Source organism: Actinomyces sp. zg296, from assembly GCF_009829695.1.
GTDB lineage: Bacteria > Actinomycetota > Actinomycetes > Actinomycetales > Actinomycetaceae > Actinomyces > Actinomyces marmotae.
On record NZ_VWPG01000003.1, the window covers coordinates 1 to 14583 of the forward strand.

At 71.6% G+C, this 14583-nt stretch carries 10 protein-coding genes; 1 reads left to right on the top strand and 9 read right to left on the bottom strand.

The features are described 5' to 3' along the window. Positions 1–563: 563 nt before the first annotated feature. The 4 genes from GVV76_RS02395 to gatC all read right to left on the bottom strand — a co-directional run bounded on the left by GVV76_RS02395 (position 564) and on the right by gatC (position 5531). Positions 564–1949, bottom strand: a complete 1386-nt coding sequence (locus GVV76_RS02395) for an NAD-dependent malic enzyme (RefSeq protein WP_159624724.1) — start codon at positions 1947–1949, stop codon at positions 564–566. Between the two features lie 242 nt (positions 1950–2191). After that, positions 2192–3688 (bottom strand): Asp-tRNA(Asn)/Glu-tRNA(Gln) amidotransferase subunit GatB, encoded by a 1497-nt coding sequence (gene gatB, locus GVV76_RS02400; protein WP_159624726.1) that lies wholly within the window; start codon positions 3686–3688, stop codon positions 2192–2194. Then, positions 3685–5229 carry an Asp-tRNA(Asn)/Glu-tRNA(Gln) amidotransferase subunit GatA gene (gene gatA / locus GVV76_RS02405; RefSeq protein WP_159524409.1) on the bottom strand — a complete coding sequence of 515 codons (1545 nt, stop codon included), beginning with the start codon at positions 5227–5229 and terminating at the stop codon, positions 3685–3687. Before gatA ends, gatB begins: the two co-directional genes overlap by 4 nt. Continuing rightward, positions 5226–5531 (bottom strand): Asp-tRNA(Asn)/Glu-tRNA(Gln) amidotransferase subunit GatC, encoded by a 306-nt coding sequence (gene gatC / locus GVV76_RS02410; protein WP_159524408.1) that lies wholly within the window; start codon positions 5529–5531, stop codon positions 5226–5228. The genes gatA and gatC overlap by 4 nt, the downstream gene beginning before the upstream one ends. A gap of 330 nt (positions 5532–5861) precedes the next feature. Here gatC and GVV76_RS02415 point away from each other — a divergent pair, with 330 nt between their 5' ends. Next, positions 5862–7337 carry a L,D-transpeptidase family protein gene (locus GVV76_RS02415; protein ID WP_159624728.1) on the top strand — a complete coding sequence of 492 codons (1476 nt, stop codon included), beginning with the start codon at positions 5862–5864 and terminating at the stop codon, positions 7335–7337. Between the two features lie 102 nt (positions 7338–7439). Here the strand turns inward: GVV76_RS02415 and ndk are convergent, their stop codons facing one another. The 5 genes from ndk to GVV76_RS02440 all read right to left on the bottom strand — a co-directional run bounded on the left by ndk (position 7440) and on the right by GVV76_RS02440 (position 14441). Beyond that, positions 7440–7871, bottom strand: coding sequence for a nucleoside-diphosphate kinase (ndk, locus tag GVV76_RS02420; protein ID WP_159624730.1), 432 nt, complete (start codon positions 7869–7871; stop codon positions 7440–7442). 120 nt (positions 7872–7991) lie between these two features. Further along, complete coding sequence (locus GVV76_RS02425) at positions 7992–9923, bottom strand: bifunctional folylpolyglutamate synthase/dihydrofolate synthase (protein ID WP_159624732.1); 1932 nt, start codon at positions 9921–9923, stop codon at positions 7992–7994. Between the two features lie 82 nt (positions 9924–10005). After that, positions 10006–11328: a UDP-glucose dehydrogenase family protein gene (locus GVV76_RS02430; protein WP_159624734.1), complete on the bottom strand. Its 1323-nt coding sequence runs from the start codon at positions 11326–11328 to the stop codon at positions 10006–10008. Between the two features lie 183 nt (positions 11329–11511). Next, entirely contained in the window at positions 11512–12981 is a 1470-nt protein-coding gene (locus GVV76_RS02435; protein WP_159624736.1) for a sugar transferase, read from the bottom strand. Continuing rightward, positions 12978–14441 (bottom strand): polysaccharide biosynthesis tyrosine autokinase, encoded by a 1464-nt coding sequence (locus GVV76_RS02440; RefSeq protein WP_159524402.1) that lies wholly within the window; start codon positions 14439–14441, stop codon positions 12978–12980. Before GVV76_RS02440 ends, GVV76_RS02435 begins: the two co-directional genes overlap by 4 nt. Positions 14442–14583 lie beyond the last annotated feature (142 nt).

Sequence of the window (14583 nt, forward strand, 5' to 3'; positions counted from 1 at the left end):
ATACAAGCCCAGAAAAAAAGACCAGGCCCAACCCACACCACCACCAAAACAGCAGCAGCACAGGCCAAACAAAAAACAAGACATAAACAAGCATGACACGCTATCGAGTTCTCAAACAACACACCCACCCCACAACAACAACCCCACAACAGGGCCACCATCACAAGAAGGCGCAGAGGGAACATTAACGAATCGATATTTTTCGGTCAAATCGAGGATTCGTGATCCTCATCTCCCGTATCGCTCCGAATATGTAATCTCCGGTGCCGCCCTTCAGGGCCTCAGGCCCTTTCGGCGACGGAGAGAACTTTAGCCTGCGACCTCCCCGAAAGGTCAAATCCTCCGGGCATGAGGCAGAACACATCCGATTCGGGATCCGGTTGCGCCCGGGCGCGCCCCGCCAGCGCGTGCCGGCGTCGGCACGATGCCGGCACGATGCCGGCACGATGCCGGCACGGCGCCGGCACGGTTCCAGCACGGCGCCCGCCAGCCCGATCGCACGTGGGTGGGGCGCCGGGCCCCCTGGCCCGGCGCCCCACCCACGGTCGCCTTGGATGCGCGCCTCAGTCCTCGGCGAAGCGGCGCACGGCTGCGGCCACGGCGTCGGCCACGCGCGTGTCGAACGCGTTGGGGATGATGTAGACAGGGCTGATCTCATCGTCGCTGATCACCGAGGCGATGCCGGTGGCGGCGGCGCGGAGCAACTCGGTGGAGATGTTGGTGATCCCCGTGTCGAGCAGGCCCCGGAACAGGCCGGGGAAGGCCAGGACGTTGTTGATCTGGTTGGGGAAGTCCGAGCGGCCCGTCGCCACGACGCTGACGTGGTCGGCGGCGCCGATCGGATCGACCTCGGGGGTCGGGTTCGCCATCGCGAAGACGATGGCACCGTCGGCCATGACGTCCAGGTCCTCGGGGGCCAGCAGGTTGCCGGACGAGACGCCGATGAAGACATCGGCGCCGACGAGGCCCTCCTTGAGCGTGCCGGTCACCCCTCGGGGGTTGGTGTTCTCGGCGAGCCACTTGCGGTGCTCGTTCATGCCCTCGGTGTCCCCGCTGTGCAGGGCGCCGGTGCGCCCGTAGCCCACGATGTCCGTGGCGCCATGGGCCATGAGGAGCTTCGCGATGGCGCTGCCCGCCGCACCCACGCCGGACAGGACGATGCGCACGTCCTCGATACGCTTGCCGACCACCTTGAGCGCGTTGATAAGCGCGGCGAGTGTAACGACCGCGGTGCCGTGCTGGTCGTCGTGGAAGACGGGGATGTCCAACTCCTCGCGCAGGCGGGCCTCGATGTCGAAGCACTTGGGGGCGGCGATGTCCTCAAGGTTGATGCCGCCGTAGGCCGGGGCGATGGCCTTGCAGATCGCGATGATCTCCTCGGGGTCCTTCGTGTCCAGGGCGACGGGCCAGGCATCGACACCGCCGAACTGCTTGAAGAGGATGGCCTTGCCCTCCATGACGGGCATCGCGGCGGCCGGGCCGATGTCCCCCAGGCCGAGCACCGCGGTGCCATCAGTGACCACGGCGACGGTGTTCTTCTTGATGGTCAGTTTGCGGGCCCGCTCGGGGTGGTCGTGGATGGCCTTGCAGACGCGGGCCACGCCGGGGGTGTAGACGCGGGCGAGGTCGCGGCGGTTGCGCACCGGGTACTTCGAGGAGATCTCGATCTTGCCTCCCACGTGGGCCAGGAAGGTCGAGTCCCCGACGTTGTCCACGATGACGCCGTCGATGGCGCTCAGCGCCTTGACGAGCTCGCCGCGGTGCACGGAGTCACGGGTGTCGGCGGTCAGGTCGACGACGAGGCGGTCGCCGTCGGAGTCCGAGACGTCGACGCCGGTGACGACGGCGCCGGTCGCGGTGGCGGTGTCCACCAGCTTCGCGACGACCCGCTGGGACGCGGGGACCTCCATGTGCAGGGCCACGGTGTAACTGGGACTGGGCTGGACCATGCTGGCTCCTTCGAGGCGGTGTCCATCGGCGCCACTCGCCGACCGCCTGGGCTGGGAATGATTCGGCCGAAGACTATCCTCCTCGCCTCGCCCATAGGATCCGGCGCCACCGTCAGGCAAGAGGACCCGCGCTTGTCTGATTCCCCAGCCCTCCCCCGCGAGCCGCCCCTCCATAAGAGGTGCCCTGGCGCGCGCCCCGAGGGGCGGGCGCCAGGGCACCGATGGGGTCAGGGGCTCGGGCCTCAGTCCTGGACGCGCTCCATGATGAGCTCGCGCACGCGCTTGGCATCGGCCTGGCCCTTAGTGGCCCTCATGACAGCGCCCACGATCGCGCCAGCGGCCTGGACCTTGCCGCCGCGGATCTTGTCGGCGACGTCGGGCTGCGCGGCCAGCGCCTCATCGATGGCGGCCGTGAGCGCGGACTCGTCGGAGACGACCTCCAGGCCCCTGGCGGAAGCGACGGCCTCAGGATCGCCCTCGCCCGCGAGCACACCGGCCAGGACCTGCCGGGCGAGCTTGTCGGTCAGGCGCCCCGAGTCCACGAGCCCCTGGAGCTCGGCCACCTGGGCCGGGGTGATCGCCAATTCCTCCAGCGCGGTCTCCTGCTCCTTGGCGGCGCGGGCGAGCTCGCCCATCCACCACTTGCGGGCGGCCTGGCCGGTGGTGCCGGCCTGGGCGGTCGCCTCGATGAGCCCCAGGGCGCCGGCGTTGACGACGTCGCGCATCTCGGAGTCGCTGAGGCCCCACTCGGCCTTGAGGCGGCGGCGCTTCGCCGCGGGGAGTTCGGGCAGGGCGGCGCGGATCTCCTCGACCCACTCCCGGCTGGGGGCCACCGGGACGAGGTCGGGCTCGGGGAAGTAGCGGTAGTCGTCGGCATCGGACTTCACGCGTCCGGCGCGCGTGGTGCCGTCGGCCTGACCGTGGCGCGTCTCCTGGAGGACCTGGCCCCCGCTGGCCAGGATGGCGGCCTGGCGGGAGATCTCGTAGCGGATGACGGCGTCGATCCCGCGGAAGGTGTTGACGTTCTTCGTCTCGGTGCGGGTGCCCAGTGGCGCGTCCGGGCCCTCGCGCAGGGAGACGTTGACGTCGGCGCGCACGTTGCCGCGCTCCATGCGGGCCTCACTGACCCCGAGGGCCCGGAAGATGTCGCGCAGGGAGCGCACGTAGGCGGCGGCCACCTCCGGTGCCCTGGACCCGGCGCCGATGATCGGGCGGGAGACGATCTCCACCAGTGGCACGCCAGCGCGGTTGTAGTCCACCAGGGAGTGACTGGCGCCCTCGATGCGGCCGTCGGCGCCGCCGATGTGGGTGTTCTTGCCGGCGTCCTCCTCCATGTGGGCGCGCTCAATGGGCACGGTGAACAGCGCGCCGTCCTCGAGCTCGACCTCCAGGGCGCCGTCGAAGGCGATGGGCTCATCGGACTGGGAGGTCTGGAAGTCCTTGGCCAGGTCGGGGTAGAAGTAGTTCTTCCTCGCGAAGCGGCAGGACTCGGCGATCTCACAGCCCAGCGCCAGGCCGATGCGGATCGCGTACTCCACGCCCCGCTTGTTGACCACGGGCAGCGCGCCGGGCAGGCCCACAGAAGTGGGGGTGACGCGGGAGTTCGGCTCCCCGCCGAAGGCGTTGGGGGCGGCGTCGAACATCTTCGTGGCGGTGCCGAGCTCGACGTGCACCTCCAGGCCAATGACCGGGTCGTAGCGGCGCACGGCCTCGTCGTAGTCCATCAGGGTGTCGCTCATCGCTGCTCCTCCTCCAGCTCGGGGGCCTGGGCCAGCAAGTGCCCGCCCCAGCTCTCCTCCAGGGCCGCCTCCAGGACCGCGCCGACGCGGTAGAGGCGGTCGTCGGCGCGCTGCGGCGCCAGGATCTGGAAGCCGACGGGCAGGCCCCCGCTCAGCCCCGAGGGCAGGCTCATGCCCGGGATGCCCGCGAGATTGGCCGGGATCGTCGTGACGTCCAGCTTGTACATCGCCAGGGGATCGTCCTTCTCCCCGAAGCGGTAGGCGGTGATCGGCGCCGTCGGGGAGACCAGCACGTCAGTGCGCTCCCAGGCGGAGGCGAAGTCGCGCTGGACGAGGGTGCGGACCTTCTGCGCGGACCCGTAGTAGGCGTCGTAGTAGCCCGCGGAGAGCACGTGGGTGCCCAGGATGATGCGTCGCTTGGCCTCGTCGCCGAAGCCCGCGCCGCGGGTGGCGGCCATGACGGTCTCGGCGGTGACGGGGCCGCTGGCGGGCTCGACGCGCAGGCCGTAGCGCATGCCGTCGTAGCGGGCGAGGTTGGAGGACGCCTCCGCGGGCATGATGAGGTAGTAGGCGTCGAGCGCGTACTCCAGGTGGGGCAGGCTGACGGCCTCCACGGACGCGCCGGCCGCCTCAAGCAGGGCCAGGGCGCCGTGGAAGGAGTCCATGACGCCGGGGTCGTAGCCCTCACCGCCGTCGAGCTCGGAGATGACTCCCACGCGCAGGCCCGTCAGGTCCCGCCCGGCCCGGGCGGCGCGGACGATGGCGGCCATGCCCCGGGGGGCGTCGGCCAGCGAGGTGGAGTCCAGCGGGTCGTGCGCGCCGACGATGTCGTGCAGGAGGGCCGTGTCCAGGACGGTGCGGGCCATGGGGCCGGGAGTGTCCAGGGAGGAGGCCATCGCGATGACGCCGAAACGCGAGACCGTGCCGTAGGTGGGCTTGACGCCGACGGTACCGGTGACGGCGGCGGGCTGGCGGATCGAACCACCGGTGTCGGTGCCCAGGGCCAGCGGCGCCTCATAGGAGGCCACCGCGGCGGCCGAGCCGCCGGAGGAGCCCCCTGGGATGCGCCCGAGGTCCCACGGGTTGGCGGTGCGCTTGAAGGCGGAGTGCTCGGTGGAGCCGCCCATGGCGAACTCGTCGAGGTTGGTCTTGCCCAGGATCGGCAGGCGCGCCTCGCGCAGCGCGGTTACGGCCGTGGCGTCGTAGGGCGGGACCCATCCCTGAAGGATCCTGGAGGCCGCCGTGGTGGCCTGCCCGCGGGTGGCGAAGAGGTCCTTGACGGCCACGGGCACGCCGGCGAGCTCGTTCAGGGGCTCGCCGTCCCGCCCGGCGGCGCGGGCGGCGTCGGCCGCGTCGGCGTCGGCCAGGGCCTTGTCGGCGTCGACGTCGAGGAAGGCCCCGACGGCCCCGTCGACGGCGCTAATGCGCTCCAGGTGGGCGCTGGTGAGCTCGCGAGAACTCACCTCGCCGCTGGCCAGGGCCGCCGCCTGCTCGGCGGCGGTGGCCCGGATGAGGGCGGGCAGGGAACGGGCCTCGCTCATGAGCCGGACTCCTCTCCGAGGATCTGGGGCACGAGGAACATGGAGTCCTCGGCCGCGGGGGCGCTGGCGAGGAGCTCGTCGACGTCGAGCGTCGGGCCGGGGACGTCCTCGCGCAGGACATTGGTCAGCGGCACGGGGTGGGAGGTAGCCGGCAGATCGGGGGTGACAACGGAGGTGACCCGGGCGAAGGAGGAGGCGACGGCGTCCAGCTCACCGGCCAGGCGCGTCACCTCCTCATCGGTCAGGGCCACTCGCGCGAGCGCCGCGACCCGCGCGACCTCGGCGGAGGAAATGGCAGACATGGGCAGGAGTCTAGTCGTGCCGCTGCCGGCAGCGCGCCCATGGGGAGTCTTGCGAGCCTCTCCCTGACCGCACCGCGCGGCCGACCCCGTCCGCCCACTGGCACCGGGGGGCGGGGAGGAGTACCCGTGGGAGCCTCATGACCCGCGGGTTCTCGCGGCCGTTAAGAGATCTCACAGAGAACTCGCGGCCAAGGGCGTTGACTTCGACAACGCGGTGTCGTGTGATGGTTTCATGGCTGGTCCTGCGCGCGCGGGGCCGGACAGGGACAGCGCGCCCCTCCCCTCCCCAAGGAGGGGGCCCACGGGGCGGGCACGATCGAAGGCATTGTGATGACCGGAGGCACTCTTCTGGACAACGGCTCCGAGGCGGCGGCGCCCAAGCGCCATCGCCGCTGGCCCCTGTGGGCCGGGCTGGGGCTTCTGCTGCTCGTGGGCGGCGCGGGCACGGGCGCTTACGCCTACACGAGCCACTATGCGGACCGCGCCGTCCCTGGAACCGCGATCGCGGGGACCGACGTGTCGGGCATGACGCGCGACGAGATCTCCTCGATGATCGCCTCGAAGTCAGAGTCGGCCACGGTCACGGTGTCCGGGGACGCGACCGCCACCGCGACGCTGGCGGACCTCGGCATCACCGTGGACGCGGGCGCGACGGCCGACGCCGCCCTCAAGCGCGGCGCCAGCGCCGGGGACCGCCTGAGCGCGCTGTTCTCATCCAAGGACCTGCCCGTGGTCACGACCACCGATGCCGCCGTCACCGACGCCTACGCCTCCTCGCTCATCCCCGCCGACAAGGTCCGCGCGCGCAACGCGGAGATCGGGCTCAACGAGGACGGGACCTCCTTCACGGTAAAGCCGGCGGTGCCCGGGACGAGCATCGACCCCGCCCCCCTGGCCCGGGCCGGCGCCGAGGCCGCCTCATCCCTGTCCCCCGCCAGCGCCTCCGTGTCGATGACCACCCAGCCGCCCACGGTCTCGGACGCGGACGCCCAGGCCGTGGCGGATAAGGCGAACAGTTGGATCAGCCAGGACGTGACGATCTCCGACGCCTCCGGCAAGAACTCCTACAGCCCCGACGCCTCCACCAAGGCCTCCTGGATCACCGTGTCCACGAGCGATGACGCCGCCCCGACGCTGTCGATCGACTCCACCAAGGTCTCGTCCTGGGTGGCCGCTCAGGCCAGCGAGGAGAACATCGACGGGGTCCAGGGCACGAGGAACGTCAACTCCAAGGGCGATGTCGTGGCGACCCCCGTCGAGGCGGTCAAGAGCCAGACGGTCAAGAACGCCGACGCCCTGTCCACCTCGATCTCCGAGGCCCTGGGCAAGGGCACCGGCTACTCCGGGGCCTTCGAGATGCAGGTCGGCGAGGAGAAGTGGACGCAGCGGACCATCGCCGACGGCGCCGAGAGCCTCGTCTACCAGGCCGCCCCCAACGAGAAATGGGTGGATGTCAACCTCTCCACCAAGACGGTGACCTCCTACGAGGGGGCGACCGTCGTGCGCGGGCCCGTCTCGATCGTCGATGGCGCCGCGGAGACGCCCACGGTCACCGGCACCTTCCACGTCTACCTCAAGTACGAGACGCAGACGATGCGCGGTCAGAACGCCGATGGCTCCGAGTACGTCACCGAGGGCGTGCCCTGGGTGAGCTACTTCTACAGCGGGTACGCCTTCCACGGCGCCCCGTGGCGCTCGTCCTTTGGCTACTCGGGCTCGCATGGCTGCCTCAACATGCCCGTTGACGAGGCCCAGTGGATGTACACCTGGGCGGAAAACGGCACGACCGTGGTCAGCCACTACTGACGCCACTGATCCGATCCGCCGACCCCGGATCGTCCCCGCGCGATGGCGGCCCGCCCCGGAAGGGGCGGGCCGCCATCGCTCCCGTGTGAGCGAGCGAGGGCCTCAGCCGAGCTCGGGGAACCAGATGGAGATCTCGCGGGCGGCGGAGGACTCGCAGTCCGAACCGTGGATGAGGTTCTCCATGGCGTCCGTGCCCCAGTCGCGGGCCAGGTCGCCACGGATGGTGCCGGGCGCGGCAGTCGTCGGATCGGTGGTGCCCATGAGGGAGCGGCAGCCCTCAATGACCCGATCGCCCTCCACCACGGCGGCGACCACCGGCCCGGAAGTCATGTACTCCACGAGCCCGGGGTAGAAGGGGCGCTCCACATGCTCGGCGTAATGGGCGGCGAGGACCTCCTCGGTGGGGGTGAGGAGCTTGAGGGCGGTCAGGGCGTAGCCCTTGGCCTCGATGCGGCGCAGGATCTCACCGGTGAGGCGGCGGCGCACGCCGTCGGGCTTGATGAGGATAAGGATGCGGCTGGGTGAGGCGGTCATGAGGTGTCCTTCGAGGTCGGTGGTGGTCGGGCGCCTCTCGGCGGGATCATGGGCGGGACCGATGATCGGGCCCCGTCGCCACGGCCGCCGCGGTGAAACGACGATACCGCGTCAGCGGGCTCAGGGGCGGCGGAACAGGGCCCGCGCCTCGGCGGCCAGGACCACCGAGCCCACGATCAGCACGCCTGCGGCGGTCAGCGGCCCGTCCCCGCCCTCGGAGAGCGCGACGGCGCGGTCGACCCCGTCGGCCAGGGCCCGCGCCACCTGGACGCGGTCCTGCCCGAAGACCTCACGGGCGACGGCTCCCAGGTCCTCGACGTCCATGGCTCGGGGGGAGTCGATGGGCACGCAGACGACGGCGTCGCAGGCGGGCTCGAGGATCGACAGGATGCCCTCGACGTCCTTGTCCTCCATGGCGCCCACGACGGCGACGAGATGCTTGAAGCCGAAGGCCTCCTCGATGGCGGGCATGAGCGCGGCCACGCCGTGCGGGTTGTGCCCGGCATCGACGATGACGGTCGGGGAGGAGCGCAGGACCTCCAGGCGCCCCGGGGAGGTCGTCGAGGAAAAGCCCTCCTCCACGAGGGCCGGTGGGAGGGCGCGCCCCCCGAAGAAGGCCTCGGCCGCCGCGAGCGCCAGCAGCGCGTTATGCGCCTGGTACTCGCCATGGAGGGGCACGAAGACATCCTCGTAGACGGCGGCCGCCGTGGCCAGCGTGACGAGCTGGCCGCCCACGGCCAGTTCGCGCGAGCGCACGCTCAACTCCCCGGCGCCCGGCTCGCCGGGGTCCTCATCGGGATCGAGTTCCCTGCGCCACACGACCCGGTGCTCAGCCGCCGCCGCGGCGATCACCTCCTGCGCCTGGGGCACTTGTACCGAGGTGATGAGGGTGGCCCCGTCCTTGATGATGCCCGCCTTGTTCTGGGCGACCTCGCGGATCGTGCTCCCGAGCCAGGCGGCGTGGTCCAATCCGATGGGGGTGATGACCTCGACATCGGAGTCCACGACATTCGTGCAGTCCCAGGTGCCGCCCATGCCGACCTCGATGACGGCGGCGTCCACGGGATGGTCGGCGAAGGCCGCCAGCGCCATGACGGTGAGGACCTCGAAGAAGCTCATCCTCGGGCCGCCATCGGCCAGGGAACGCTCATCGACCATCGCGATGTAGGGGGCGACGTCCTCCCATGCGGCGATGAAGCCCTCCTCGCTGATGGGCTCGCCGTCCAGGCTGATGCGCTCGCGGATCGTGGCCAGGTGCGGGCTGGTGAATCGGCCGGTGCGCAGGCCCGCGGCCACCAGCAGCCGCTCGGTCATGCGGGCGGTTGAGGTCTTGCCGTTGGTGCCGGTGATGTGGATGACACGGTAGGCGCGCTCGGGGTGGCCCAGGATGTCCATGACCGCCTCGATGCGCTCCAGGGAGGGCTGGACGCGGTGCTCGGGGGCGCGGGAGAGGATCTCGGCCTCGACCTGCCGCATGCGCTCGCCCACCTCGACGCCGCGGGCGGCCGCCAGCAGGGCCCGGCGGTGGGCGTCCCCGTCGCCGGGACCGCCCTCGCGCGCCGGTTCGTCCTGATCACCGTCGGGATCGTCGCCAGTGCCGGGCAGGACGGGTTCCCAGGACTCCCAGTCATCGGAGTCATCGGCGTCGACCTCGGCCAGGAGCGCGTCGAGCTCGTCCGGGTCGCCCGAGGCCAGCATGTTGTGGGCGACGAGCTCGCGCAGGGCCGCCAGGTCCTCGGCCTCGGCCGCTAATCGCGCCTCGGCCCTCTCCCCGCGGGCCTGGCGGGCCTCGGCGAGGCTGAGGCCCGCGGCCGCGGAGCCCGACGACCCGGCCGCGGGGGCGTCGGCGGCCTCGAGGTAGGGCAGGAGCGCCGGGTCGATCCCCTCTCCCCCGTCCCTGGCGCCACCGCCGAAAACGGCGTCGACGGCCTCCTCGGGGGTGGCATGGGCGGGGATGCCGAAAGCCGCGCCCGGGTGGGAGGGCGCCCCGCCCTCGCTGCCGGGCCGGCCCCCAGCGCTCGCCGCGGACCCGGGTCCCTGGTGGTGGGTCATCACTCGTCCTCCTCATCGCCCGCGTCCCGCGCCATGCCCGCGCCGGCCCGCGAGAGGCAACTGTACTGGCCCCGGGGCGGCCTCAGCGCCGGCCCATCCCCGTGTAGGTGAAGCCCGCCTCCTTCCAGGCCCCCGCGTCAAGGGAGTTGCGGCCGTCGATGATGTTGGCGCGGCGCATGAGGGAGGCCGCGCGCGCGGGGTCGATGGAGGTGAACTGGCGCCACTCCGTGGCCAGCACGGCCAGGTCGGCGTCGCGCAGCGCCTCATCGGCGGTGGCGCACACCTCCAGGCCTTCGCGGTCCTGCTCGGCGAGGATGGCGCCGGCCTGGGGATCGGTGATCGCCACGCGCGCGCCGGCGGCGGCGAGCAGGCCCGCGATCTCGAGGGCGGGCGAGTCGCGCATGTCGTCGCTGTCGGGCTTGAAGGCGGCGCCCAGGATCGCCACGCGGGCGCCGTCGAGCCCGTCACCGAGCATCTGGCGGGCCTTGTCGAGGACGAGGGAACGGGCCCGCAGGTTCACCCGGTCCGCCTCGTCGAGGATGGCGAGGGCGTCGCCCGCGCCCAGCTCGGCGGCGCGGGCCTGGAAGGCCCGGATGTCCTTGGGCAGGCAGCCCCCGCCGAAGCCGATGCCAGCGCGCAAGAAGCGGTGGCCGATTCGCGCGTCCAGGCCGATGGCCTCAGCCAGGGCGGTGACGTCGCCGCCGGCGGCGTCGCAGATCTGGGCGACGGCGTTGATGAAGGAGATCTTGATGGCCAGGAAGGAGTTGGCGCTGACCTTGACCAGCTCCGCCGTCGCGTAATCCATGGTCAGACGCTTGACGCCGGTGGCGAGGATGGGGCCGTAGACCTCATCGAGGACGGCGGTGGCCGCCTCGGCCCGCAAGGGGTCGGCAGGCAGGCCGTAGACCATGCGATCGGGCTCGAGGGTGTCCTTGACCGCGAAGCCCTCGCGCAGGAACTCGGGGTTCCACACCAGGGTGGCGCCCGCGGCCTCGAAGCGCTCGGCCAGGCGCGCCGCCGTGCCCACCGGGACGGTCGACTTGCCGACGACGATCTCCACGCCCCCGCGGAACCCGCCCAGGTGGGGCGCCAGGGCGTCGACGGCACTGTCCACATAGGTCATATCGGCGGCGCCGGAGGGCGTCTGAGGCGTCCCAACACCGATGAAGTGGACCTGACAGCCCTCGGCGGCGGAGATGTCGGTGGTGAAGCGGAGGCGGCCGGAGGCGACGTTGCGCGAGAGCACCTCCTCGAAGCCCGGCTCGAAGAACGGCGCCCTCCCGGCCGCGAGGGCGCTGATCCGGCCCTCATCGACGTCGATGCCCACGACGTCGTGCCCGATCTCGGCCATCGACGCCGCGTGAACAGCGCCGAGATAGCCGCATCCGATCATCGAGACGCGCATGCGTGCTCCTCTCCTCCCAGCCCTCGCAGGGCCGGATCATTGGGATCATTCGGTGGTGCCCCGCGCGCCTGGGAGAGCGCGCTGATGGCGGTGAGGCATCGGGATGAGGGGAGGCTCCGCGATCCACGCGGAGGGTGAGTGGGCCGGGCGCGGGCAGGGCCCCGGCCCGGCTGAGGCCGTCGGTCAGGCCGAGCCGTCCAGGAGGAGGACCGCCTTGACGGTTCGCAGCAGGATCCACAGGTCCATCCCGGGGGTCCAGTTCTCCACGTAGAACAGGTCGAGGCGGATGGCCTCCTCCCAGGTGAGGGAGGAGCGGCCGCTGACCTGCCACAGCCCGGTGATCCCGGGCTTGGCGAGCAGGCGCCGGGAGGCCTCCTCGTCGTAGAGCGCGACCTCCTTGGCCACCTGGGGGCGCGGGCCCACCAGGCTCATCGATCCGGCCAGGACGTTGAAGAGCTGGGGCAGCTCATCGATGGAGGTGCGCCGCAGGAAGGCGCCCACGCGGGTGATGCGCGGGTCGTTGTCGACCTTGAACAGGGGGCTGTCCGTGCGGTTCTGCTCGCGCAGGAGCCCGGCTAGCTCGGCGTCGGCGTTGATCCGCATGGAGCGGAACTTCCAGATCTGGAAGGGCTTGCCGTTCAGGCCGATGCGGGTCTGGCGGAAGAGGATCGGGCCGCGGTCCTGCATCCAGATCAGGGGCGGGACGATGAGCCACACGGGCACCAGCAGGATGATGATCAGCACGGAGGCGAAGATGTCCGTGGAGCGCTTGAGCGGCGAGTGCGCCACGTCGACGCGGGGCTGCTGGATCTCGATGGCGGACAGCCCCCTGGCCGAGCGCATCCACAGCCGCGAGCTGGCGATCTGCAGGAGCGGGGGCAGCATGATGAGGCGCCCCTCGGAGCCGAGGGACTGGCTCAGCCTGCGGATCATGGCGGAGGTGAGCCCGGAGTCCTCCGCGACGACGACGGCGATCCCCTCAGAGCTCTCCACCGTCTCCTGCAGGCTGCTCACTCGCCCGATGACGGGCACGGGGAGGTCGGGGTGCGCGTCGAGGGCGGCCTCGTCGGAGACGAAGGCCCCCCGGATCTGCAGGCCGAGCCCCGGCTGCCGGGTGAGCTCGGAGATGGCCGAGGCCACGGCTCCGACCGATCCGACGACGTAGGCGGGCTGCGCGAGGCTCCCCGCGGCGGCGAGGCGGATGAGGCGGCGCCGGGCCGCCCAGTGCCACGCCAGGAGGGCCGCGATCGAGATCGCCAAGGCGGCCACCAGGTGGGCGGTGGGCATCCGAACCCCCACCATGTAGCCCAGGATCGAGAACCCGGCGAACTCCAGGACGGTGGCCCACACCACGCGCTTGTACTCGGTGGCGCCGTGGCCCAGGACCCGGTCGCGGTACACGTCGGCCTTGGTCAGCAGCAGCCCCCAGGCCACGGCGACCGCCGCGATGAGCAGGGCCCGCGTCACGAGGGCGGGCATGACTCCGCTGCCGATGCGCTCGTGACCGGTGACATGGCAGAGCCTCTCCACGCACGCGACGACCAAGAGGATGATCGCCAGGTCCCCGGCGCGAAGGCCCCGGCGGAAGAAGGCTCTCCTCCTCCATGCCTCGGAGGCCGTCGGGACGGCGCTGAAGGAGGATGACTGGATCATGATTCCGCCGATCGGTCGCTGAGGAGCCCCGCGGGACCGTTGCCGCGGGCCGGGATCGCGGGCGCGGGGGCGCCCGAGCCGATCGCCCCGCGCGCGCCGTCGGCTCGGCTCGCGCCACCGGGAATCAGGGCGTCCACCGGGCCGCCGTCGAGGAAGCCTCGCTTGTTGACGGCGTTGAGGACGACGCCGAGGATCCTGCCGCCGCCCTGCTCAAGGGCCTGGGCGGTTTGGCGCAGCTGGGCGCTGGTGGTGGTGCCGGTGGAGACCACGATGAGGGCGCCGTCGGCCTGGGCCGCCAGTACCGCGGCGTCGGTGGCCTGCGATGTCGGCGGGGAGTCGATGAGGACGATGGCATCGGCGGACAGGCTCTCCAGGAGCTCGGTCATCCGGGACGAGCCCAGGAGCTCGGAGGGGTTGCCCGGCAGGGCCCCGGCGGGGATGACGGACAGCCCCGGCATGGAGGTGCGCACGAGCGCGTCCTCGACGGCGGCGGCGCCGGCGAGCACTTGGGCCAGGCCGGCGCGACGGCCGTCCACCCCCAAGACGGAGGCCAGGGACGGGGCGCGCAGATCCCCCTCGATGAGGACGACGCGGTGCCCGGACATCGCCAGGACCCGGGCCAGGCCCACCGTGATGGTGGTGCGCCCCTCGGCCCGGACGGCCGATGAGATGACGGCGCTGCGCCCGGCGGTCGCCGTGGCGCGGATGAAGTTGGTGCGCAACTTGCGCAGCTCTTCCTCGATGGCCGGGTCGGAGGCGTCGGCTCCGTTGCGGATGAGGTCGGAGTGCGGCAGGGCTCCCAGGACCGGCGAGTCGAGGACGGCCAGGGCCTCGCCGGCGCCGCGCACGCGCTTGTTGAGCACCTCGACCACGAGGACGCCCAGGTAGGAGGCGACGAGACCCCCGAGGAGGCCGGCCCCCAGGAGCAGCATGATCGACGGCGACCGCGGGGCGGCGCGCAACTCGGCGGAGGTCATGAGCTCAACCCCGACGGGGATGTCCTCGCCGTTGAGCGCGGCGAACTCCTGGTTGGACTGCCGGACGGTCTCATCGGCGATCCTGCGGGCCCGCTCGGGCGTGTCGGCGGTGGCCTCGACGACCACCGTGTCCGCGCCGGCAACGTGCTTGGCCTTGATGGAGTCGGCCAGGGCGGTGGGCGTCGTGCCCGCGAGCCTGAGGGAGTCGATCACCCCCTGGGCCACGGTCTCGGAGGTGATGACCGGCAGGAGGGACTTCGCCTTGCGCTCGGCCAGCTGGGCGGCGACGAGCTGGTAGCTCGTCGGGTTGTTCTTCGCGGCGGCGATCGAGGCGTCCACCTTGACGTAGGCGATGGAGGTGGCGGTGTATGACCGGGGGCCGAGCAGGGCCGCGCCGGCCGCGAGGAGCCCACCCACCAGGACGCCGATGGTCAGGACGCGCCAGGAGCGCCTGGCGAGCAGGAGGAGGTCTTCGAGAGTCATCAGCGGGCCCCCTCCCCCGTGAGGCGGCCGGGCGCGCCGGCCCAGGCCGGTGCCATGCCGTGGGGCGAGGCCGCGCCGGGCCATCGTGTTGCGTCACACATGTGGAGCCTTCCTGCTCGGGGATCACTTCGGTCGTTATCGG

Coding starts and splice junctions, on each gene's coding strand:
- GVV76_RS02395 (WP_159624724.1), bottom strand. CDS start 1,949: ATGGTCCAGCCCAGTCCCAGTTACACCGTGGCCCTGCACATGGAGGTC.
- GVV76_RS02435 (WP_159624736.1), bottom strand. CDS start 12,981: ATGATCCAGTCATCCTCCTTCAGCGCCGTCCCGACGGCCTCCGAGGCA.
- GVV76_RS02440 (WP_159524402.1), bottom strand. CDS start 14,441: ATGACTCTCGAAGACCTCCTCCTGCTCGCCAGGCGCTCCTGGCGCGTC.
- GVV76_RS02430 (WP_159624734.1), bottom strand. CDS start 11,328: ATGCGCGTCTCGATGATCGGATGCGGCTATCTCGGCGCTGTTCACGCG.
- GVV76_RS02415 (WP_159624728.1), top strand. CDS start 5,862: ATGACCGGAGGCACTCTTCTGGACAACGGCTCCGAGGCGGCGGCGCCC.
- gatC (WP_159524408.1), bottom strand. CDS start 5,531: ATGTCTGCCATTTCCTCCGCCGAGGTCGCGCGGGTCGCGGCGCTCGCG.
- gatB (WP_159624726.1), bottom strand. CDS start 3,688: ATGAGCGACACCCTGATGGACTACGACGAGGCCGTGCGCCGCTACGAC.
- gatA (WP_159524409.1), bottom strand. CDS start 5,229: ATGAGCGAGGCCCGTTCCCTGCCCGCCCTCATCCGGGCCACCGCCGCC.
- GVV76_RS02425 (WP_159624732.1), bottom strand. CDS start 9,923: ATGACCCACCACCAGGGACCCGGGTCCGCGGCGAGCGCTGGGGGCCGG.
- ndk (WP_159624730.1), bottom strand. CDS start 7,871: ATGACCGCCTCACCCAGCCGCATCCTTATCCTCATCAAGCCCGACGGC.